This is a genomic window from Candidatus Diapherotrites archaeon, from assembly GCA_016205145.1.
In the GTDB taxonomy this organism is placed as follows: Archaea; Iainarchaeota; Iainarchaeia; order Iainarchaeales; family JACQJH01; genus JACQJH01.
This window is the reverse complement of the sequence record JACQJH010000002.1, coordinates 235,578-256,787: the sequence shown is the minus strand read 5'-3', so window position 1 is coordinate 256,787 and position 21,210 is coordinate 235,578. Positions and strand designations below refer to the sequence as shown.

The 21,210-nt window shown below is 52.5% G+C and carries 21 protein-coding genes; 14 read left to right on the top strand and 7 right to left on the bottom strand.

From position 1 onward, the window contains the following. Positions 1–6: 6 nt before the first annotated feature. The 4 genes from HY394_04515 to HY394_04500 all read right to left on the bottom strand — a co-directional run bounded on the left by HY394_04515 (position 7) and on the right by HY394_04500 (position 2,087). Positions 7–414, bottom strand: a complete 408-nt coding sequence (locus HY394_04515; GenBank protein MBI4053275.1) for a hypothetical protein — start codon at positions 412–414, stop codon at positions 7–9. Next, positions 411–593: a hypothetical protein gene (locus tag HY394_04510; GenBank protein ID MBI4053274.1), complete on the bottom strand. Its 183-nt coding sequence runs from the start codon at positions 591–593 to the stop codon at positions 411–413. Before HY394_04510 ends, HY394_04515 begins: the two co-directional genes overlap by 4 nt. Beyond that, complete coding sequence (locus HY394_04505; GenBank protein ID MBI4053273.1) at positions 578–1,189, bottom strand: nucleotidyltransferase; 612 nt, start codon at positions 1,187–1,189, stop codon at positions 578–580. The genes HY394_04510 and HY394_04505 overlap by 16 nt, the downstream gene beginning before the upstream one ends. 70 nt (positions 1,190–1,259) lie before the next feature. Further along, a complete protein-coding gene (locus tag HY394_04500; GenBank protein MBI4053272.1) occupies positions 1,260–2,087 on the bottom strand; it encodes a hypothetical protein in 828 nt (275 codons plus the stop codon). Between the two features lie 557 nt (positions 2,088–2,644). On the opposite strand from HY394_04500, the gene HY394_04495 reads away from it, so the two are divergent. From HY394_04495 to HY394_04445, 11 genes are all read left to right on the top strand, one after another. After that, entirely contained in the window at positions 2,645–3,079 is a 435-nt protein-coding gene (locus HY394_04495; GenBank protein ID MBI4053271.1) for a hypothetical protein, read from the top strand. Positions 3,080–4,779: 1,700 nt separating this feature from the next. Next, positions 4,780–5,295 (top strand): hypothetical protein, encoded by a 516-nt coding sequence (locus tag HY394_04490; protein MBI4053270.1) that lies wholly within the window; start codon positions 4,780–4,782, stop codon positions 5,293–5,295. Between the two features lie 62 nt (positions 5,296–5,357). Further along, the gene (locus HY394_04485; protein ID MBI4053269.1) at positions 5,358–5,972 is read left to right on the top strand and encodes a hypothetical protein; all 615 of its coding nucleotides are present in this window, start codon (positions 5,358–5,360) and stop codon (positions 5,970–5,972) included. A gap of 48 nt (positions 5,973–6,020) precedes the next feature. Further along, the gene (locus HY394_04480) at positions 6,021–7,259 is read left to right on the top strand and encodes a hypothetical protein (protein ID MBI4053268.1); all 1,239 of its coding nucleotides are present in this window, start codon (positions 6,021–6,023) and stop codon (positions 7,257–7,259) included. Between the two features lie 12 nt (positions 7,260–7,271). Further along, entirely contained in the window at positions 7,272–7,892 is a 621-nt protein-coding gene (locus HY394_04475) for a hypothetical protein (protein ID MBI4053267.1), read from the top strand. Continuing rightward, positions 7,893–9,362: a hypothetical protein gene (locus tag HY394_04470; GenBank protein ID MBI4053266.1), complete on the top strand. Its 1,470-nt coding sequence runs from the start codon at positions 7,893–7,895 to the stop codon at positions 9,360–9,362. 87 nt (positions 9,363–9,449) lie between these two features. Further along, positions 9,450–10,043, top strand: a complete 594-nt coding sequence (locus tag HY394_04465; GenBank protein MBI4053265.1) for a hypothetical protein — start codon at positions 9,450–9,452, stop codon at positions 10,041–10,043. A gap of 34 nt (positions 10,044–10,077) precedes the next feature. After that, positions 10,078–11,199, top strand: a complete 1,122-nt coding sequence (locus HY394_04460) for a hypothetical protein (protein MBI4053264.1) — start codon at positions 10,078–10,080, stop codon at positions 11,197–11,199. Positions 11,200–11,516: 317 nt separating this feature from the next. Next, positions 11,517–13,982: a hypothetical protein gene (locus tag HY394_04455; protein MBI4053263.1), complete on the top strand. Its 2,466-nt coding sequence runs from the start codon at positions 11,517–11,519 to the stop codon at positions 13,980–13,982. A 51-nt stretch (positions 13,983–14,033) separates the two neighbouring features. Beyond that, a complete protein-coding gene (locus HY394_04450) occupies positions 14,034–15,257 on the top strand; it encodes a cysteine desulfurase (GenBank protein MBI4053262.1) in 1,224 nt (407 codons plus the stop codon). A gap of 60 nt (positions 15,258–15,317) precedes the next feature. Further along, on the top strand, positions 15,318–16,991 hold the full coding sequence (locus HY394_04445) for a hypothetical protein (protein ID MBI4053261.1): 1,674 nt from the start codon (positions 15,318–15,320) through the stop codon (positions 16,989–16,991). Positions 16,992–17,044: 53 nt separating this feature from the next. Here the strand turns inward: HY394_04445 and HY394_04440 are convergent, their stop codons facing one another. Both HY394_04440 and HY394_04435 read right to left on the bottom strand, forming a co-directional pair. Continuing rightward, entirely contained in the window at positions 17,045–17,563 is a 519-nt protein-coding gene (locus HY394_04440; protein MBI4053260.1) for a hypothetical protein, read from the bottom strand. A 116-nt stretch (positions 17,564–17,679) separates the two neighbouring features. Further along, positions 17,680–18,078, bottom strand: a complete 399-nt coding sequence (locus HY394_04435) for a hypothetical protein (GenBank protein ID MBI4053259.1) — start codon at positions 18,076–18,078, stop codon at positions 17,680–17,682. Positions 18,079–18,108: 30 nt separating this feature from the next. Here HY394_04435 and HY394_04430 point away from each other — a divergent pair, with 30 nt between their 5' ends. Then, on the top strand, positions 18,109–18,309 hold the full coding sequence (locus HY394_04430; protein MBI4053258.1) for a hypothetical protein: 201 nt from the start codon (positions 18,109–18,111) through the stop codon (positions 18,307–18,309). A 73-nt stretch (positions 18,310–18,382) separates the two neighbouring features. Here the strand turns inward: HY394_04430 and HY394_04425 are convergent, their stop codons facing one another. Beyond that, entirely contained in the window at positions 18,383–19,567 is a 1,185-nt protein-coding gene (locus HY394_04425; protein MBI4053257.1) for a methionine adenosyltransferase, read from the bottom strand. 174 nt (positions 19,568–19,741) lie between these two features. Here HY394_04425 and HY394_04420 point away from each other — a divergent pair, with 174 nt between their 5' ends. Together HY394_04420 and HY394_04415 are read left to right on the top strand one after the other, a co-directional pair. Continuing rightward, positions 19,742–20,362, top strand: coding sequence for a CBS domain-containing protein (locus tag HY394_04420; protein ID MBI4053256.1), 621 nt, complete (start codon positions 19,742–19,744; stop codon positions 20,360–20,362). A gap of 274 nt (positions 20,363–20,636) precedes the next feature. Then, positions 20,637–21,200: a hypothetical protein gene (locus HY394_04415; protein ID MBI4053255.1), complete on the top strand. Its 564-nt coding sequence runs from the start codon at positions 20,637–20,639 to the stop codon at positions 21,198–21,200. Positions 21,201–21,210 lie beyond the last annotated feature (10 nt).

Genomic DNA, 21,210 nt, shown 5'->3' with positions numbered 1-21,210 from the left:
ATTTTTTTACGCTTGCGGCGCCGCGATTTCAACTATTTCGATTTTTTTCTTTCCCAGTTCCCTTTCCAGGCCGCCTGCGATTTCCTCAAAATACCTGTTGTCCTGCCGTGCGAGAAAGATTTTGTCGGCCGAATGGATTTTTGCGATGTTCACGGTTTTCTGGAGCGTGTCGCCCCATTCGACTATGTCGTTGCACGTTTTGCGCTTCTGGCCGATCGCTTTCCTCATTTCCTCCATGACGTCATTGGCGGCCATCATTTCCGAAGCGCAGAAACCGAATTGCCCCACCATCAGACTGCGGTCGATTACCGCCAGAACGATTATTTCCTTTGCGCCTTCGCATGCCCTGTCAAGGAAAGCCTGATTGTTTTCCAGTTTTGACAGCAAGGGAATGAGCACTTTCACGTCTTTCATGTTTCAGCCTTTGCCCTGCTCAAAAGCCTGTTCTGGCCTTTCGCCCAGGCCTTGTTCGGCTTTTTTTTGAGCCATTCCACGTACAGGTCTATAAACTGCATTCTCTGCTCGAAGTTGCGCTTTTTTTCCTCTTCAAGCTCTTTCAGCTCATCTTTTGTGAGCTTCAGTACTTTTTCCATAGTATCCTCTCAGCCTCTTTTTCAACGCCAAGGTCTGATATGTGCAACTGCAATAAACCCGTGTTTAGTTGTTCTTTAAACAATTTGTACAAGTGCCTTGCATCCTCGAAATCCTTCTGGCTTCCAAGCTTCAGCTTGAATGCTATCTGCATTTCCAATTCTGAAGTGCTGATTTTTTCGCCGTTCAGCACGACAACCAGCTTGTTTTTCAGAGAGTATTCATTATGCCTTGTTTTTGGAAATTTTATTTCAAAATTCGGGATGATTTCGCCTTTCTCCGCAAACCTGATTGCAAGCTTCCCTTTCAGGTAATCGTTGTACGCGCTTTCCGCGGAAAACGCGTTGATGCATTCAAAGCCCTGCCTTTCAAGCTCCGACCACAACGCGGAGAATTTTTCAAAACCGGTTTCCTCTATGAACAGGTCAACATCTTCTGTGTTCCTGCTCCTGCCAAAAAGGATTGCAATGTAGCCGGAAATTATCACGTGGCTTATGCCTGATTTTTCGAGTATTTTCACGAACCTGAGAACAAGTTTGTCCAAATAAGACAACGGCCGGTTGAAAACGATTTCATTGCCCCTGAATTCGACTTCCATGAAAAGAGTGTGCCCGAAAGCCAATAAAAGGGTAATCGGGGCAAGTTTCCCATGAGAACGCGATTTTTTTTCATTCGATGAACGAGTACATGTCCCTGCGCTTTTCCATTATTTCGCCGTCCTCTTTCAGGAACTCGCAGCAGATTTTCGCAAGCGTCTTGCTTATGGAAGTTTTTTGCGCAACGGTTTCGACGCTCGCCTGCTTTTCCGCTTTCAGGCAGTCCAAAACCTTCTGCCTGTGCTTCTGCAGCAGGGCGTCCTCGACAATGTAATAGTTTCCGTCAAACGACTTCATGCCGCGGATTTCGCCATTCTTGATTTTTTCCTCGAACTCCTGCGAAATTCTCTTCACGCGCTCCTCGTTTTTTGCGACAAAAAAGCCGTCCTTTTCAAGCGAATACTCTTCAATCGCCTTTTCCTCCGCGGCAGGATTTTCGCTTTCCTTTTTTTTGGCCGGTTTTGCGGCCTGCCTGTACAAGAACTTGAAATATTTGGGCGAGGACTTGAACCTTTCGATTCCGCCGCCTTTCAAAAGCGACTGGAAGCGCTCCAGCTCTTCCTTGTTCAATTGCTTTTCAAATTTCCCTTCCACTATGTCGGCTGCGGGCAGGCTTTCAAGCAGGGAAAAGATTTTCCGGTCCTGCTCCGCGAAAGGATTGCTTTTTTCGGCGGTTTCGTCCGCCGGGTCCGACGTTGAGGGTTCTCGCTGTTGCTCGAACCCTCTGCCCGCCAGCAAAGCATTTTTTTCCTTTTCGCCCGCGCTTTCCTCGAAAACAAACAGGCCGTCGCGCACTTTGGCAACGGAAAAGTTTTTGCCTTCTGCAATATTGAGGCTTTTCGCCTCGGCTTCGGACAATTTCAGTGAAAAGGAGTTGCCATTTTTTTCAATCCGCGCCATTGCCAGCCCGGAAAAGAATTGCCATGAAACGGTTTTTAAACAAACGGAATTTTTCGACACAAGAATTAAATAGGCAGAAAGGAAGTTGATATTGCAGAACGTGGTTTTTTTTGAAGTGATTTTGCTTGGCTGAAACTCCTCCCCAAAGGCCTAGGAAGACTTTGGGTCAAGTGCTTGTTGACCACGGCGTGATAAGCGAATCAGATTTCCGTCCGGCAACAGGTTTCCGGCAGCGCCCCAGACAGCGCGCCGTGGACCCCGCAACGGCGCCTATCCGGTTTGAACCCGCACCATTACCGGGCGAAAGGAGAAGGCAACCGCCTTACATTCCACCCGTTTTTCCCGGGCCAGGGGATTTTTCTAGTGTGCATCAGGAACCCGGCATGCGTGTGACGCCTGGCAGGGGCCAAGGCAGGGGCCGCCCGCGCAATGGAACGGCAAGGGGATTAAATTTATTGCCACCCAAGCGTGGCGTCCGCGATCTCCTGGCCGGCACAGGCCGCGGCATTCGAGGTGTTGGCACTTTTGTGAGAGGCAGGCTGGCTGAGCGCAGGCGATTGGCGCCGCTGAGGGCAGCCAACAGGGCCGTTTCAGGCGCTGAAAAAACTTTGCAGGGTTTGGAGGCTACTCTCAAAAGAGCCCGGCTTGAATTTGATGGTTTATCGCAACGGGAGGCTAATGCGAACCGTGCCTTGGTTAAGGCACGGGCATGGAAGAATGGGCACTGGCTCAGGCAGCGATGGGAACGGTTGGTTTCAAATCCGGAGGAAAAGGCGCGTTTGGCGGAGCAATGGATGCGCGAAGGTGAAAGGCTCCACGCTTTAGCCGAACGGGAATTGGCTGAAATTCCGCGGCTTAGGGCGCGATTGGAAACACAATTGGATGAACTGCCCTCGAAAATAGCCGAGGCACAGGCCAAGCTAGAACAATCGCAGTCCGAGAGAGAGACTTTGCGCGCCGAGCTTGGAGTCAAAGACAGCGAACGAAACTGAAATCGTTTTCGTTTTGGCTTGCCAATTTTGGCTTTCACGCCAAGAATTAAATAGGAGATTAAACCATTTATCATGTGATAAGATGACTAGTAAGATGACTAGTGAATTAATCCGGCTGGTGAACCGGGATGGCTAGTGAACCGCCGCGTGAAGGCGGGGGTCCTGGCAAGGGCCAAGGCGGAAGAAGGCGCAGGCAGCATGTGAGCGACCCGCGTTTCACTGAACATTGGGATCCGGATGTTGCAGCGGCGTGGGCTCGCGCCAATCTTCGGGGCGAGGATTTGGGAGAGCCTGAAGCGCATGTCGAGCATGTCGCTGAGTCTGGTGCCGCTGAAGCGCATGCTAGGCTGGCTGCTGTGCGCGAGCTACGCGCCGGTGCCTGGGAAGTGATGAGTGCTTGGGAGCAAATTGCTCCGACACTAATGGAACCCATTCCAAATCGCACTTCCAGTCAAGTGGCTGTTATGCGGCTTACTTCAAGCGGCCGGCGGATGCTTGAATCGGAGCGCCGGAATGAGGAACGCCAGCAAATAGGCTCTGAGTTACAAATGGCTATTACTACGCTTATAGATTTAGAACGCCAGCTTCGGGATGTTTCCCGGACTGAGCTTCCCGCGGAATCGTTACACCAACTATTGCAATTGCGCCGACGAGTCGTGGCTTTGGGCGGCCAGCTTGGCTTGCTAGAGCATAGTGCGCGGGCTGGAATCGAATCTCCTGCACCACCGCCATTATTGGAAGACCAGAGCAGAAGGCAAAGGCCTGCAGGCGAACAGGGTCCTGCGCGCAAGTTGCTGACTGCCGCGAGAAGCGGTGTTGCAAGTGCCACTGCGTCTGTGCGGGCCGGCCGGGCTGAGCGCGACCGATTGGCGCCGTTAAGGGAAGCCGACAGGGCTGTTGCGGGTGCTGATAGGGCTTTGCAGGATTTGGAGGCTACTCTTGCAAGGGTTAAGCGTGAATCGGATGGCTTGTTGCAGAGAGGGGCGGATGCGCATCGTGCTCAAGTGGCTGCACTGGCGTTTGCTGATGGGCGTTGGTTGAGGCAGCGGTGGGAGTGGGCGGTTTCAAGTCCGGAGGAACGGGTGCGTTTGGCGGGACAGTGGAAGCAAGAGGGTGCACGCCGGTATAAGCTGGCTCAACAGGCTTTGGAGGCAATTCCGGGCACTAAGCAGCGCTTGGATGAGCAGTTGTCTGTTTTGCCTGCGAACGTAGATGCTGCTAAAGCCGCGCTTGCAGATTTGCGGCAACGCAGGGATACATTAAAGGCTCAACTGGAACGCGAACAAGATAGTGGGGGCGTCTAGAGGCCCGTGTAGCAAAAATAGGTTTGGTGGTTTTTTTTGGGCATTCTTGGTGCGGTGTGGAAAACTGCTAAGCTTGGCGCCAAGGTTGTAACCGCGCCGGTTGACTGGGCTTTGTCCAAGACGCCGGTCGGCCCGGTTTTTGGGCTTAAGGGGCGAAGGCCTGTTTGGCGTGAGAAAAGGCAAGCTGCCTTGGCTGCACGGGCCGCGCGCACGCCAGCGCCTGCGCCAACTCCGACTCCTGTTCCTCCTGCTCCGGCACCAGTGCCACCCGTTATGCCGCCTGCTCCGGCGTCAAGCCCTCCTGCTGGTGGTGGTCCTGCTCCAGGTCCTGCGCCTGCTGGCGGTGGAGGCGGTGGCGGCTTGCCTGGCCTGCAGGGTGAGCGTGGTGAACAAGGTTTGCAGGGCTTGCAGGGCGTGCAAGGCGAACCCGGTCCCCAAGGCCTGCAGGGCGAGCGCGGCGAGCAAGGCAAGGCGGCCGAGAATCCGGCAAGGCAGTTTTCCGGCTCGCATTACGTTGGCACGCAGCATGGCCTGACAATGAGTCCAAGGGATGCAAGAGCCTACAATGCGTTGCGCGCACAACGCGAACGAATCGCACAAAGAGGCCCAAGGTCTTACGCTCCAAAGCACATGTCAGCTTTCAGGCGGGCGCTTGCAGGAGTTGACGCGCGGATGAATGGAATCCGGGGAAGATACGTTGATTTGCCTGGAACAGTCAGAGCCGCGCCATCCGGTCCGGGTTTTGGAAGAAGGCTTGCAAGGGGAACCGGAAGGGCAATTACTGGCGCCGTGCGCACCGCCGGCAGGACCGTTTTGACGCCAAGGGTTTCGGCTGTGCGCGGAAGGCAGGCAATAGTGAAAGGCTTGTGGGGCAAAAAAAAACCGATTAGAATGCAAAGGCGCGTGCCCTGAAAAAACGAATATTTTTATACTTGCAAACCAATGTAATTAACGAAAAGCAAAACGGCGGGAAAATGGCGAACAAATTTTTGGTTGCAATCGTTGTCTTGGCGGTTTTGGCCGCGGGATACGTGCTGTTTTTTTCCGGTCCTGCAGGCGCTTTCACTGAACTCAAATCGGTTTACGCCAAATACGGCGTAAACGCGGAATCCGATTACCTTGCCGACAAAACCATGGTGCTTGAATCTTCAAAGCGCCTGGCATTGAAAGCTGATTTGGAAGAATTTTCGGCCGGGCAAAGCGGGGGATGGAAGGAAATGGGCTCCGCACTTTCATCTTTGGTGGACTATTCAGAAAATTACGCGGTTTTCATCAATTCGTCGAACGGGCGCGCCGCGCTTTTTACAGGAATGTCGGACTGGCCCGACCTGTGCCCCGGCATGGATTCGTTGCAAAGCTTTGTTGATGTTTCAAAAAAGCTGGCGCAGTCAAAAACCGTTTTTGAATCGAAAATAAAATCGCTTGAAAAGAATTATCCGAATGTTCTTTCTTCAGTGAAGATTTTGGCCGAGGGCGACGGGCTTGTTGCGCCGACGCAGGAAACGATTTCGGAATCCGAAACTTTCAATGCGGGCCTCAAAGCCGACTGCGAAAACCCGGAAGTTAACTTTGACGCCAATCAAGAATAAAAAAACTATGCAACGTGAATTATTATGAAAATGCGCTTCACAAACTTTTTGGTCCTTTTTTCCGCTTTCATCCTGTTGAGTTCTTCCTACGCGTTTGCCACGATAAAAGGCGTGACCTACCCTGATAACGCGCACACTGCAAACGTGACGGGCTGGACGATAAATCAGGGTGAAAGGTACGTTGCGTGGGGTGTTACTGGCGTATCTGTCCTTGTTGGTGTTTTTATTCCCGGCGGCTGGCTGGCAAGCGGTCTTGCTAAAGGGGCAGCCGGACTGACCGCAAAGGCTGTTATCGGCAGACTTGTTGGATCCGGTTTAGTCGGCGCTTTGGGTTTTTTGGGTTATCGTTATGGTGCAAGGCCCACGGGGGACCAAGCCTTTGTCGCAAACGGCTTTGCAAACATTTGCCCTTTTTCACCTTCCGAAGACGGGAAAGGCCAATCCGGATTCTATAAGATAATTGCCCGGCAAGTGGTCATGCCTTCTTATCGTGATTGGACGTTCAACACAAATGCGCCAGTTACCGCGAATATTGAAGTTCAGGAAGCGGGTGCTGATGCGCGGTGGACTTCGATTGGAACGCAACCCGTAAGCTTCACCATTGCAACGTGGGCGGAATCAAGGGGTGGCGTGCACGGATATATAAGCAATCTGAAAAACAATCCGGCTACTCTCAAATATGTTTCTAATTTGAACGGCGAAATAACCATTGTGCTGAACGCTTCGCAGGCAAAAGGCGGGATACGCTGGAATGACCTCCTTTTGGCTCAGGGTTCGACAATTTCGGGGCAAAATCCGTGTTCTGCGATTTCTGAAGCGCTTAAGACTCAGGCAGGGGCAGCAATTGCCAAAGCCCAGAATGCCGGGGCTTCTGCTCCGCCGGCAGGCAATGCACCGGGGTCCGGCGGTTCCACGCCAGCGCCCGCCGCGCCGGCCTTGCAGCAGACTAGCGGTCAACCGATTTACCCTGCTTACGTTTATGTGCCTGCGCCAGGCGGCAGTGTAACGGTTGATGTTTTGAGGATTCGCAATTCGGATGACACGCCTATTGTGGAGACCGACAAATTTGCGAGGACTGATGCGAGCGGCAGGGCAAAGATTTTCACGTTTGGCGGCCAGAAATTCTATCAATACACTGTGTCAGTGCCGCTGGGCGGCTGGAAGCTTGGGGCATTATATTCCAATGGCGCGGTTTATTCCGGTGCCACCTTTAATTGTGCCAACCCAGATGGCGCGCTTTCTTGTCAGGCACGTACTCAAGGCGTTCTTTCGAAAGCGGTAGATTAATAGGCTGAGCAGATGGGTTTTCTTGTAAAAGCCTTGGTTGGCATCGCGGTCATAGCATTGCTTTTGGGATTATACTTTTTTTTCCTGCCGCCAACGAAGCCAATGTCCGCGGAACAGAAGTTTCAGGCAATTCTTTCCGATGCTGGCGTAAGCCCTGCATCAGGCTTGGTTGTGGAATCCGCAATGCTTTTGGATGATGCCGAAGCATCTGCCTTGAAAAAAAGGCTTGAGGGTTTTGCGTCAACCAACCGGGGCCGATGGGCAGAAGCGGCAAAGGTTGCCGCAAGCGCGGTTGACGCGGGGCAGGACACTGGAAAGTTTGTCGCGTCTTCGCTGGAATTTGAAGCAGCATATGATTCCGCTTATGAGTCCGTGGAATTGTGCCCCAGCATTCCTTTGCTTGAACAAACCGTTTCAAACGCAAAAAGCGCTCTGTCCTCGTCGCAAAAACTTGAAGCGGGCATGGTGTCATTGGAATCAAACTATCCTGCGGTTTATTCCGGGCTTGGCAACATTTCAAACAGCGATGTTTTGTGGCCGGTTGACGGCCAGAGGGTTTCGGATTTGGAAGAAATGCTTTCATGGCTGAAGGCCGGTTGCGAGGAAGAAAAAGCCATTGCGGAGGCTGGCTGAATGGCAGCAAAAAAATTTTTTTGCAGGGCTTTTTTCTACTGCCTGTTCGTGATTTTCATTCTTTTGTCCGCGGACTTCGCCTTTGCGACCGTTGAAGGCGACACGCAGGGTTCAAGCCCGAACACCGTGAAAAACGTGAAAGGCTGGATCAGGAATTATTCCGGCAGGAACTGGACCGTCGGAATAATCGGGACAATTGTTTTGGCATTGGTTTTGTGGTGGGCGCTTCCAGCGGCCAGCGTTACCGCGGCCGGCGCGGGCGCTGCCGCCAAAACAGCCGCGGGCGGAGCTTTAGGGTTTGCAGGCAGGGCAATAGCCGGCACGGCCCGATGGTTCTGGGCACCAATAAGGCTTCTTTGGAAGGCTAAGCTTATCCCTGTTGGCGTAAAACTTGCAGGCATAACCGCAGTTGGCGGAGTGTATGCTTTTTTTGCTTACCTTGGATTGCGCGCGGTCGGCGCCACGGGTTCGACGCCTGCGCCGGTGCTTCACACAAAAGACTATCTGGTTTTGTGCCCGGGCGTTTCAGGCGGCGGAACAAGCGTTGTGGGCATAAGCTCAATTTACCGGATTCATACCCAAAAAGGAACCCTTAACATTCCAAGGCAAGGCGCTTCCGGAAGCGCCACAATCGTTGTCACAGAAGCAAGGCAGTCGGACGGCAGGTCTTGGAAGGATGATGCCACATTGCTGCCTGAAACTCCCGGAAGCAACAAAATAAATTTCACGATAGTTTCACGCGGCAGCCTGGGGAATGTTAACATAAAAGCCGATGAGAGCCATGTTTTGAAGTTCAAGTCAAGGTACAATGGCATTGTCACATTGGACCTTTACCTGAGCAGGGGAAAGGCAGGGCGCATAAGCTTTGACGACCTTGAAATAGACCCAAAAACGAGTTTTTTAGGGCAATGGCCTTGCGGCGAAGTTTCCCCCGAAGCAGCGGCTGAAGCGAAAAAGATTCTTGATGAAATGAAAGAAGCGGAGAAAAACAATGGCGGCACTACGCCTGCTCCCGCGCCTGCTCCCCCCGGCGGCGGAACTGCGCCGGCACCATCTGGAGGTTCTTCCACGACTCCGCCTGCCGGCGGTGCAGCAACAAGGCACCCGTCCGTGCCGGCCAATTTTTTGATTTACCTCCCTGTTCCGGAACCTCAAGGAAGGACGATTGTCGAGCCGGTCGCGGTTTTTAAAAAACAGGGCGAAAGCCTTGTGAATTTTTCAAGCCTCACAGAGCGCCTGCTTGACACCGCCGGCGGCGTCTACAGGCAGCGCGACAAAAAAGTTACGAGCATTTTTTGGCGCTATTACCTCGCTGAAATGTCCACCGGAGTATTTTCGGTCGCCACGACTTTTGATGATGGTTCAGGCTATGCCTGCAGTTTCGAATGCTTTTCATCCGGCAACGAGCGCGGCGGCTGCAATCCGGTCGGCGACTGCCTGCCTTCGCCAAAGCCGGGCACGGCAAAATGATGTTTGGCGTTTCCGGCGTTCAAGGCAGATTTTTATATTGGAATTCAATAATAGTTTTTACTGGCATTTTGTTTGGAGGTTTTTGTCTTGCGCAAAATATTCTTGGCCGGAATTTTGCTTGTGATTGCGCTTGCCCTGCTTGCAGTCTTTTTCGTGCAGAATGCCGGAAGCGATTACAACGCAATCAAGGGCGTCTGGCTCAAATACGGCGTTGACATTGGAAAGGTTTCGCCGGCCGGGCCGGAAGCCGCGGAAAACATTTTGCCCGACCGGTTTTCGGGTTTGAGGGCCGAGCTTTCCGCGGCCAGCGGCAACAGCAATGGCTTTGCGCAGTTCAAGGAATTAAACCTTCTGCTTGTTGACTATCTTGAAACCAAAAAGGATGCGCGCGCAAAGGCGGCTGTGCTGAAGGCTTTCATGGATTCAAAGCCGGAAGATGTTTCCGCCTGCGGAAGGCTTTCGGATTTCGTGGAACTTGACTTGGCGTTCGCGGTTTTTTTGGACAAAGCCGAAACCTTTTCGGAAAAAATTTCGGAATTCAACAAGTCGTTTCCGGATGAGGCGAAAAAAACGGTTTTCGGCGCGGATTTTGTCCTGGTTGAAAATGCGGAGGATTCTTTCATTGTCGTGCATGCAAACGCCGCGGATTTGAAGGAATTGTGCGCGGATGAAAACGCATAAAACAACAAGCAACAATAATTTCAAAGTGTGTGGAATGGCCGGGCAAACAAAAAAGATTGCGGTTTTGGTTTTCGCCACTGTTTTGTTCGCTTCCGCCGCATTTGCCCAAACAACTGAAATCAAACGAAGCCAAATCGTGGTTGCAGGAATACTTCCCGGATGCGCCGACCGCTATAGGGGCGCCCCCCAGGCCAATGATGGCGAGCTTTACCTGTCATTTTGTCTTGGTTCTCATCCCGATGGCGGAAAGGGCGGCATTGATATTGGCGTTTACGGGACTTGGACGCCGAAAGTGAATGTCAAAGGCTTCGACTTGGGATTGGACACGCATTACCGCGACCCGCGCATACTGACTACTTTCAAGCAGGCGCCTGCACCAACGCTTTCCGGTTCTAACGCGCCAATGGAACGGTTCGCCTGGCTTGAAATGGGCGATGATGTGGGTGTCATTGCAAGCCGGTTGAAAGCGCAGATGGACCCTGTTACCGGCAGGATTCCGTATCCAACCAGTGCTGGCCCAAAATATGTCCAGACAACGCGTTCAGCGCCTTTCAGTTTCATAAGCCCCGATTATCCGAATGACACCATTGTCCTGACCGTTCGGATCTTGGCTGCAAATTACCGTGCCGGCACTGCCGGTCTTGGCGAAACCTTGATTGCAAACATTGAATATGTCCGGTATGGGACCAAAGACGGCGCGGCCAAAGCAATGGTTGATGCCGGTCTTGGCGGAACCGCGCCAGCGCCTTCCCCCGGTCCTGCTCCGGGCCCTTCTCCTTCGCCGGGTCCTGCCCCTTCTGCGCCGCCCGCGAATTCTTTCCTGGTTCTCTTGCCTTCCCTGGAGGCGCCGGGCAAAACAATCACGTCGGCAACGCTTTTTTTGGTGCAGAATTCCAATGGAACCCGTGCGCGGACCAAGGTTGCCGAGTATCCGGGCAGTCTTACGCCGGAGCTTCAAGGCGGGGTTGTTGCACGGTATACTGCGTCGGGGCTTCCTAAAGGATATTTTTGGAGGTATTACAGTGCGAGGGCGTGGACCGGCTATTTCGAGTTGGAGACATTATATGATGGCGGTGGCGGGTTCTGGGTATCATTTGAGTGCACAAAGTCCGGCACTTCAGGATCATGCCAGGGTAAGTCTTCGGGATGGATTTGATTTGCAGGGAAAACATTTTTATACAGAAAATCGCTAATAGTCTTATTGCATTAATCAGTTAATTTGGTTTTTATCGGCTTTGGTGTGGAAAGGTTTTTGCGGAGTGCGTTGGAATGTCGCGTTTGTCCGGCTTCAATCGAAAACACTTTTTGGCGCTTTTGCTTGCGCTCGCAGCATTTTCCGCGGTTTTCATTTTTGTCCAAGGACAGGCACCGCCGGCTCCATCCGCAATCCCGCGTGCTACAACTCCCCCCGCCCCTGTTCAAATAGTGAATATAACGCCCACCGCTTTTACCGTTGCTGGGGCTTCTCCTGCCGTGGCTCCTGCGCCGAAGCCTGATTCTTCCGGCTCTGCCAGGACTGTTACAAAGCGCGGCGGTTCAAGGTCTTCCGGTTCTTCTTCGCGTTCGGTTGCGCCCGCGCCAAAACTGACCTGTTCCGGCCAATGCGGTGCCTGGAACGGTTCGGGCACGGATGCAAAATGCGCTTCCTCTTCGCCGGGCGAAAACTGGAATGTTGTCTGGGGCAAGGAAGAGAAAAAGGCTTACGGCTGGGCCTGCTCCGGAACGGATGTATGCTATTGTGATGTTAGTTCGGGAGGCAAGAGGGCGTTTTCGCCGGGCGTTTTTACCGGAAAGTTCGACCCGGAATTGAGGGATGCCGCCGGCGCCCCGTTTGGGCACAATGTCATTGACGTCAGGGCGACAAAGCGCGCGGACCAGCGGACGATTGCCTTTGCCGTCAGGCCTTCAACGGGCTTTGAAAGCGAGGTAAAGGCAAAGCTTCCGGCAAAAATCTTTTTGTGGCGCGCCGCCCAGCCCAGCATTGACGGCAGCACCTGCTTCAGGGAGGATGAAAGGGCGAACAAGATTTTCACGCCGGATTCCGAGCAGGACATAATAAAGGACGATTACCAGGGCTATGCCGATGCAAGGGTTTTGACGGACAACGGCGTTTCCAGGCCGGTCATTGCAAGCGAGGGCTTTTTCCTGAATCTCGGGCCGAACGACTGGAAGCAGATGCTGTGGGGCAAAATTGAAACCGGCCTGAAAAATGGCACTGCAGTGACGCACGGCTGTTCTGCGAACATCCGCAATATTTTCGATGGGATGTCAAGCGTTCAGGCGCCTCAGCCCGGCATTTACACTTATTGTGTTGGCATGGATGCAGGCAAAATCGGTGCCGGAACAAAGTGGAGTTCAAGCAATTGCAGTGTAATACCGTCGGATGATGACGCCGACCCATGGGGCTTTGTGACGTTCAGGCTTACCCCCGAAGGCACGATAGAGTATCCGACACAGCTTAACGGCAACCTGGTTTTTGACCAGATCATAGTCCAGTCAGGGGACTCCTTCAAGGTCGGGGCAAGAAATCTTGCCGGCACAAAGGAGTGGAAGGATGCGAGGCTTGAAACGCTTGCACCATTCTTTTTGAAATTGGACGGCGCCGACACCGACAAGGAGCTTTATTTGTCTGTTGCCGACGCAACCGCGGATTCCACGAAGATTTGCTCGGACATCCGCTCGAAAATCCGCGAGGACTACATTTCAAGCGTTGAGCCGTCAAGCGCCGGCGGCACAGCTGAAGGCACGGGCGCTGGCGGAAGCGGCGCGGCCGTCCCGGCAAATGCGGCTTATGAAATAACCGCGGTTTATCCCAGGCAGGTTTTGAGAATTGCCGGCGACAAAAAAACGCCCATTTCCTATGCGCACCCGGCAGACGTTTCCGGCGCCCTTGCAGACGGATCGGCTTACGAGGAGAACGGGCAGAAAAAAATCGACCAGATAAAAACATCTGAGCAGAAGACGGACAGCGTGGATTACAAGTATGTCACGTATTACTACAAGAATCCGGCCGCGGTTGCAAGGTATTTGATTGACGCGAAAAACAACGATACTGTGAAAAAGAAACCCGATGCCTCGAACACCGGGCTGGACCCTAATCTGTTCACTGAAACCGTTTCAGGCGATGAAGCGGACAACGTGAAAAAGGACTTTGCGGCGGCGGGCGCCGACACCGGCATTCTTGCGACCGCGAATGCCGCGCCATTGGCAGGCCCGGCTTACAGTGAGGCATTGCTTGGCGGCGTTTCCAAATTCACTGTTGCCATCGGCCCGGCCAAGGTTTTGGTTGCAGGACTGCAGCAGGATGTCACGGTTTCAAATGTCGCAGGCTCGGCCGGCAGGGCGACCGGAAGATTTGGCGCATGGCTTGGCTCGGCAGTCAAAGGCGTTGTAATCGGTGCGGTCAACGCGGTTTCGTCTTTTGTGCAGGGAGTCAGGCAGGGCTGGAACCAGGCGCCTCAGCAGGCAAGCATTGTTGGCGGCGGAACCGGCACATCCGCAGGTTCAACGCAGCAGGTTCCGTCGGCAACCACTCCGAGTTCCTCCGAAGCTGAAGTGGTGCAGGTTGAAGTGTTTGCCACGCAATCCATAACTTTCTCGAACGCATCATTTGTAGTTTCCGGCGACAACGGCGCGGTTTCAACCGGCAAGACCCAGATTTTTTCAAGGGAAGGGTTGTCGGAATTTTCGCTCGGCAACAGGACTGCGGCTTATTTCTGGCCCGTGTTTTCCATTGACGGCAGGCCTGTTTCCGAAATGGGCCTCAATGAACAGCACAAGTTCGTTGCGTGCCAGTTCGGCAGCACAAGCGACGGGAGCCCGAGGACTGACATGGCATCTGTCACCGTCACGTTCGGCGAGGAAGACTGCAAGAACGTTCCGCACTGCCTTGCAAAAATCGACAAAAAGTTCAAGGACAGCGTTTTCGAGCCGGGCTGAACCGGCGCCCTAATTATAAATTCTTTTTCTTACAACTTTTCTTTGGTTTGCATGTCGTTGGAAGCCCTCGCCAAAGATTTTCCCCTGCTTGAAAAAAGCGTGAACGGCAAACAAATAATCTATTTTGACAATGCAGCCACTTCCCTCAAGCCGAGGCCGGTACTTGAGGCCATGCGCCATTATTACGAGGACTGCACCGCGAACATCCACCGCGGAGTGCACCATCTGAGCGGGGAATCATCGCGCCTGTACGGGGAAGCGCATTCGAAAGTCGAAAGGCTCGTCAATGCGAAGCCCGGCGAAATAGTTTTCACGCGCAATGCAACCGAGTCCATGAACCTTGTGATGTATTCGCTTTTGAACAGCGGCTATTTCCGGCAGGGCGACGAAATCGTCATTTCGGGAATGGAGCACCACAGCAACATCGTGCCGTGGCAGTTCCTTGAAAGAAAGCACGGGATCAAATTGAAAATAGCGAAGCTCACCGGAAATTTTGAAATCGATATGGCTGATTTGCAGGAAAAAATGTCCGCGCGCACGAGGCTGGTTTCCGTGACGCATGCATCAAACACGGTCGCGACAATCAATCCGGTCAGGGAAATGGGAAAAGTGTGCCATGACGCAAACGCATTGTTTTTGGTTGACGCCGCGCAATCCGTGCCCCACATGCCGGTCGACGTGAAAAAAATCAACGCCGATTTCCTCGCCTTTTCCTCGCACAAAATGTGCGGTCCCACCGGAGTTGGAGCATTGTACGCGAAAAAGGAACTGCTGGAAAAACAGGAACCGTTCCTTTTCGGCGGCGACATGATTTTTTCGGTGCAGGAGCATTCCGCGACGTGGAACAAGCTTCCATACAAGTTCGAGGCCGGCACTCCCGCGATTGCGGAAGGCATCGGCTTCGGCGAGGCCGCCGATTACATCCGCAAAGCAGGACTGGAAAACATCCGGGCGCATGGAAAAAAGCTGACAAAGCTTGCGTTTGAAAAGCTCTCAGGCATCAAGGGAATAAAATTCTTCAACCCGCTGGACGCTGAAAAGCAGGGCAGCATCGTCCTTTTCGACATTCCGGGAATGAACTGCCATGACGTTGCATTGTCATTGGATGAAACAGCGAATGTCGCAATCCGGAGCGGAATGCACTGCGCGGAGCCGCTTGTCTCGAAATTCAACAGGGACGGCCTGGCGAGGGCAAGTTTTTACTTTTACAATTCAAACGAGGAAATTGAAATTTTTGCGCAGGCGCTTCGCAAAATCGCTTCGGCTTTCGGCTGAATCCGCGCGTGATAATGCTTAAATATTCCGAACGCCAAAAGTGTTATTGTTGTTTTTTTTATGCGCGCATTTTCGCTTTTCGTTTTTTTCGTGCTTTTCCTGTCATTGTTCGCGGGTTTTGCCTCCGCCAGGCTTTCCATCCGCACGGACCAGGTACAGCCTGTCGGAAGGTTTTCCTTCAACGGCTGGGCAAGGGGCACAAGCGAGATTGTCTGGAAATTCAAGCTTGACAAGGCCGACAGGAAAATCCCGTTCAAGATCATTGTTTCAAATGTCCGCTTCGATTCTGATACGAGGGGCTCTTTCGATTTGGCTGTTGAATTCCTGTCTGACGATCTCATTGCCGGCCAGCAGCCCCGGCCGAAAAAACTGTCAAAGCACATTGTTGTCAGGCTTGGCAATGGTTCCGCAGGAAAATATGAAATAAAGGATTTCCTGGTCAATGCCGGCCTGATTGAAGACGTCAAACAATACAATCTGGCTAACCCCCGCGAAAAGGACAGGAAAGCCGAAGTAAAGGAAGCGTTCGGGCCAATGTACCTGATTGAGCTGCGGTCGGCATTGAATGGCGGCGAGGGCGGCTATTACCGGGATGCCGGCGAGAAAAATTGGATGATTGTTTCCGGTTTTGAGTACATGCTTTACCTGCGGCTTTTCGCGAATTCAAAAACAAATCCTTCGCAGATAAAGGCCGGCAGGCTTACAATCAACGACGTTTTCATTTCCGGCGACATAGTGCTTGGCGGCGATTGCGGCGTCGTCGACCAGACAAGCGCGTCAGGCGAACTGCGGATTCAAATGAGCGGTTCGCCCAAGCAGTGCGTTACCAGCACATTCATCGACTCGGTTCTGAAAGAAAATGGTTCTCCGGCGCAGGGAACCGGCGCATCGTTCATAAAATGGGGCAACTACTTAAACCCTGCAATTCCAGCTGACAACATTGACGCCGCTGCAGCGTTGGCGTTTTTCGAGAGGGAGTCCGATTATGGCACCGACCCGAATTGGGTCGGCAGGGCCCGCGGCGCTCCCGATGCACAGTGCGGCAATTCGTCTTATGGTTCGCACAGCATCGGCAACATCCGCTACAATTCCAGAATTAACCCGGCAATCTGCTCTTTCAATTGCAGGGGCTATTGCGGTTATGCGACCTGGGACAAGGGCATTTATTCATGGTTCAGGCTCATCGCGAACAGCAACAGTTATATGGCCGGCGGCAAAAAAACCGTCGACACGATTGTGCCGGTTTTTGCGCCGCGCGTCGAAAACGACACTGCACTTTACATCAACACAGTCAAGAAAAACGTGATTTTGTGGAGAATGAAGCGCCTTGCCGAAATCATGGCTCCGCCCCTGAGGAGGACAAGCGAGAACCCGGTTCCTGAAGGCGAAGCCGATGGCCTCACGGCTTTCGTGGCAAACATTTCCGGAGAAGACGGTTTGCTGCATTCGGCCGTGAACATTTCCATTGGCAGACCCTCTGCATTGAATTTTGCGCGCTTGTCGGTTTCGCCTGACGCGGAAATCAACTTGAATGACCCGGATGACTTTGCAGCTTTCGGCATTGCGTTGCCGGCAGGCGAACCCCGCGACGGTTACGGCATTGCGCTGTATGATCCGCAGGGCAAGGAAGTTTTGAGGAAACAGCTTGAACTGGTTTCAGGCGCGGCAGACTCTATTGGCACTGATGATGGCATTGCCGTGCCGGCAGAAGATGTGGCTGTCAAAGTTGCCTGAGTAGTTCCTGCTGTCCGGCCAGAGCAGCGGTTCGGAAAACCATTTCGGCCAGGCTAGAAACCGCCCGCCTTCAGTTCCCTTGCAATGTCTTTCGGAAGTGTTTTGAGTGAGCCCGCAATTTCCGACTGCGAACCCTGTATTTTTGCCTGCGAGTCCGCCATTTTTGTTTGCGATTCAATGAGTTTTGACTGCGATTCCAAAAGCTTTGACTGCGATTCGAGTATTTTGAATTGCACGTTGATTCCTTTCTGCAACTGGTTCAGGACAAGTGCCTGGCTTGACCTATGCAGGCTTGGAATTTCAATGTCTTCGTTTTCCTCGAATTCCGTGAATGTTATTGCAGGGTTTCCGAATTCGTTTGTTATTTCCATTTTCAGCCTTTCGATGAACTTCCTCACCGCCCGCGGACTGCCCTCAAGGCTGACTTCGACGGTTCTGCCGTCCCCAAGGTTTGTTGCGTTGCCCTTTTTTATTTCGGGGTCGTTAAGAATGCGTTCAAGGATGAATGCCCGGACGCCCTTGTTTTGGACAATGTCCTTTTCCACGGATTTGACAAGAAAAACGCCTTTCATTTTGATTCGCCTGCAAATATACTTCGCTTAAGGGCGGATTTAATGGTATTGTCCCGGCACGGCTTTTTAAATTTTTGCCGGTTTAAGGCGATGAACGAAGAGGCATTCGGAAAGTTTCAGATTTCTATTTCGGCAACGTCGTTTTCAATGTTCGCTTCGGCTATTTCTTTGGGCGAAATGTTGAGGAACAGCTCTTCCGCGACCTGGCATGAAACGATGTCAAGCCTCATTATTTCGGCATCGATGAAAACCGCTGCGCCGTAAACCGAGATTGGCGGCACAAGGCCTTCCCCGTAACCGGTTATCTGCTCGACTTCCTTGCCGACTGCCCATTCGAGTTTTTTGTCGTCTGCGATTTCGCGCAGGCGTTCAAGCGAAACAGCCTTGGGTTTGAGACTGATGACGATTATTGTGGAGTTTCCGGAGTTCGCGACCCCGCACTTTATTTTCGGCCCTTCCGGGGTTGCCGAGAAATGCGCCTGCAATTGGTTTGATTCGATGAAGTCTTCGAGCATGCAACAATTTTGGACAAAAAATAATTTAAAGTGAGCCTCGGCGTAAAACAGACTCCACGATACCGCGGGTTTGTCCGCAAAGGAACTTATTCTTACTGGGTTGTCGGCGTGAAAGACAACAGGGTTTACAGGTCCAATCCCGTGTCGTTCACGCTTTCCGCTCCTGCGGGAAAAAAATTAGTTGAATTACTATTTTTTTTGGTTGGAAATGGCAGATTCTTGTTGGCTTGAAGGCAAACGGGGTTTTGACCTGGTGGGTTCAATTTCATTGCCACCAAAATAACGGGGGTTCCAGTTTGGTTTTTCACGCCAGCGCTTTTCTGAGTTCTTCCGCCTTGTCCGTTTTTTCCCACGTGAAGTCGGGGTCGTTTCTTCCGAAATGCCCGTAAGCCGAGGTTTTGGAATAGATTGGCCGGAGCAGGTCCAGGTATTTTATGATTTCCGCGGGCCTGAGCGGGAAAATTTTTTTCACTGCGTCTGCGATTTTTTCATCCTCAGCCCTTCCGGTTCCAAGCGTGTCAACGAAAACAGAGACCGGTTCCGCGCGGCCGATGGAATAGGCGATTTGCACTTCGCATTTTTCCGCCAATCCCGCGGCAACGATGTTTTTGGCTATGTGCCTTGCCATGTAGGCGCCGCTCCTGTCCACCTTTGTCGGGTCTTTGCCCGAAAAAGCCCCTCCGCCGTGCCTGCCCATTCCGCCGTAAGTGTCCACAATGATTTTTCTTCCCGTAACGCCGGTGTCGGCTTCCGGCCCGCCTTTTTCGAAAATGCCCGTCGCATTGATGAAAATTTTTGTTTCCCCGTCAATCCATTTTGCGCAGATGGGCTTGATGACGTGCTCCATTATCTGTTCCTTGGCGTCGATGGAAAATTTGCCGTCCTTTTCCATGCGCGGGGAATGGTGCACTGCGATGACGATTGCGTCGATTCTTTTGGGTTTGCCGTCGACGTATTCCACGGTTACCTGCGTTTTGCCGTCGGGCCTCACCCAGTCAAGGATTTTTTTCTTTCTCACTTCGGCGAGGCGCATTGCAAGCCTGTGCGCCAGCATGATAGGCAGGGGCATCAGTTCGGGAGTTTCGTTGCAGGCATATCCGAACATCAGGCCCTGGTCGCCCGCGCCCTGTTCTTTTTCCATGCCTTTTTCGTCGCGGTCGTTGACTCCGACTGCAATGTTTCCGCTCTGCTCGTGGATTGCCGTAAGGACACAGCAGTCGCTTGCGTCAATGCCGTATTCGGGGTTGGTATACCCTATGTCGCGCAGTGCTTCCCTGACGATTTTCTGCGTGTCGACGTAGCCTTTGGTTGAAACCTCGCCTGCGATGAGGATGAGGCCGGTTGTCGTGAGGGTTTCAACTGCAACCCGTGCCTTCGGGTCCTGCCTCAGCGCCTCGTCAAGGAATGCGTCGGAAACCCTGTCGCAGATCTTGTCGGGGTGCCCTTCAGTTACGGATTCGCTCGTGAAAAGGAATTTTTTTGCGGCCATAAAATCGCTCCATGGAAATTTATTGCGTCAGCAAACATGCATTATTTTCGCATCGATTATGCCGGTTAATTATTATAAACCAGTGTCATAAAGAAATTGTCCGCCTATTTTAATAATTTTTTTTGCCGCGATTATTCGGATTGGAATAAAAGCCTTTTGCCCGCAGAGTAGGTTATGCTTCCCACCCTTTCAGAGATAAAGATGAAGCGCAGGCAGCTCGGCCTCACGCAGTCAGGGCTTGCTTTGCTTGCAAATGTTTCGCAGAGCCTTGTGGCAAAGCTTGAATCGGGGCAGATTGTGCCCAGCTATGACAAGGTAAAGCGCATTTTCGATTCCCTTGAACAGCTGCAGTCGAAGAATGCCTTGTCGGCCGCGGACGTAATGACAAAGAAAATCGTTTTCGTGGGGCCGGATGGAAAAGTGAAGGACGCGATCAGGCTCATGGAGTCAAAGGCGCTGTCGCAACTGCCCGTCCTTCTGGACGGGAGAAGCATCGGCACGATTTCGGAAAAAGGCGTTCTTGCAAAGCTCGGCAACCTTGGCAATGCCGACCTTGGCAGGCTGAAAGTTTCTGATGTCATGGCGGAATCCCTGCCCCTGGTTTTGGGGTCCACGCCCGTCAACATCATCAACACGCTTTTGGACCACTCTCCGGCAGTCCTGGTTTCAAGCAAAGGCCAGATTGTCGGCATTGTCTCTAAATCCGATTTGCTGAAGGCTTTGCTCAGGCAGGATGGCAAAGGTGGCTTGCCTGGCTCAAGCCAAAAAACAAGCCAACTGGCATCATTGCCTTAACTGGCAGGTCACCACCTTTACAATCTGCATTAGTGGGGTGGGTCAGGATTACATTTAGGCAGATGGGTACTGAGCGCAGCGACGCACCAGAATCCAAAGATTCTGGGCGCATCGCAAACCATTGGTTTGCGAAGAGTACCCGTCGTCGGACCAGCCGGACGAAACCGGCTAATAACTGATTTACGTTAAAACGATACCTTTAAAAACTTCGGCGGCCTAATTGTTATAATAGCAATAACTGGGCATTGTTAACCAGTTAACCGGGTGTTTTTTTTTGTTCGCGAAAAAGCTTCTTGCACTGCTCTTCTTTGTCTGCCTTGCATCCGCGGCTTTCGCATTTTCAGTCAATGTTCCCGGCTCGATTACCCTTTTCAACGAGTCCCGGGACGTTTCCGTAAAGGTTTTCAACGACTCTTTTTCTGAAAAAGGCCTTGAAGCCAACTTTTTCTCCCCCTTCAATTATAGTGTTATCGGCGCGCCGAAATCCGTGAAAGCGCAGAGTTCAGCGCAATTCACTTTGCGCGTTTACCCCGCACCCGGCCTTGAAAACACCTACCAGAGCGCCTCGCTTGAGGTCTGGCTCGGCGGCGAAAAAAAGGTTGTGCCCGTAACAATTGCAGTCAAGGAAAAGGATTCCGGAACGGTTTCAGTGTCGGGCAGCAAGCCCGTCACAGCCAATGATTCCGGTTCCGCCAGCCAGGGCCCTGCAAGCGGCCTTTTTTCGCTTGGCACGGCTTTCACGGCTGATTCAGACCTTGCAGTCAACCTCGCGCTTGTGCTCATAGCGGCAGTGCTGCTTATCGCTTTCATTGCGAGGTTCACCAACAGAGTCGCATGAAACGGCGTGG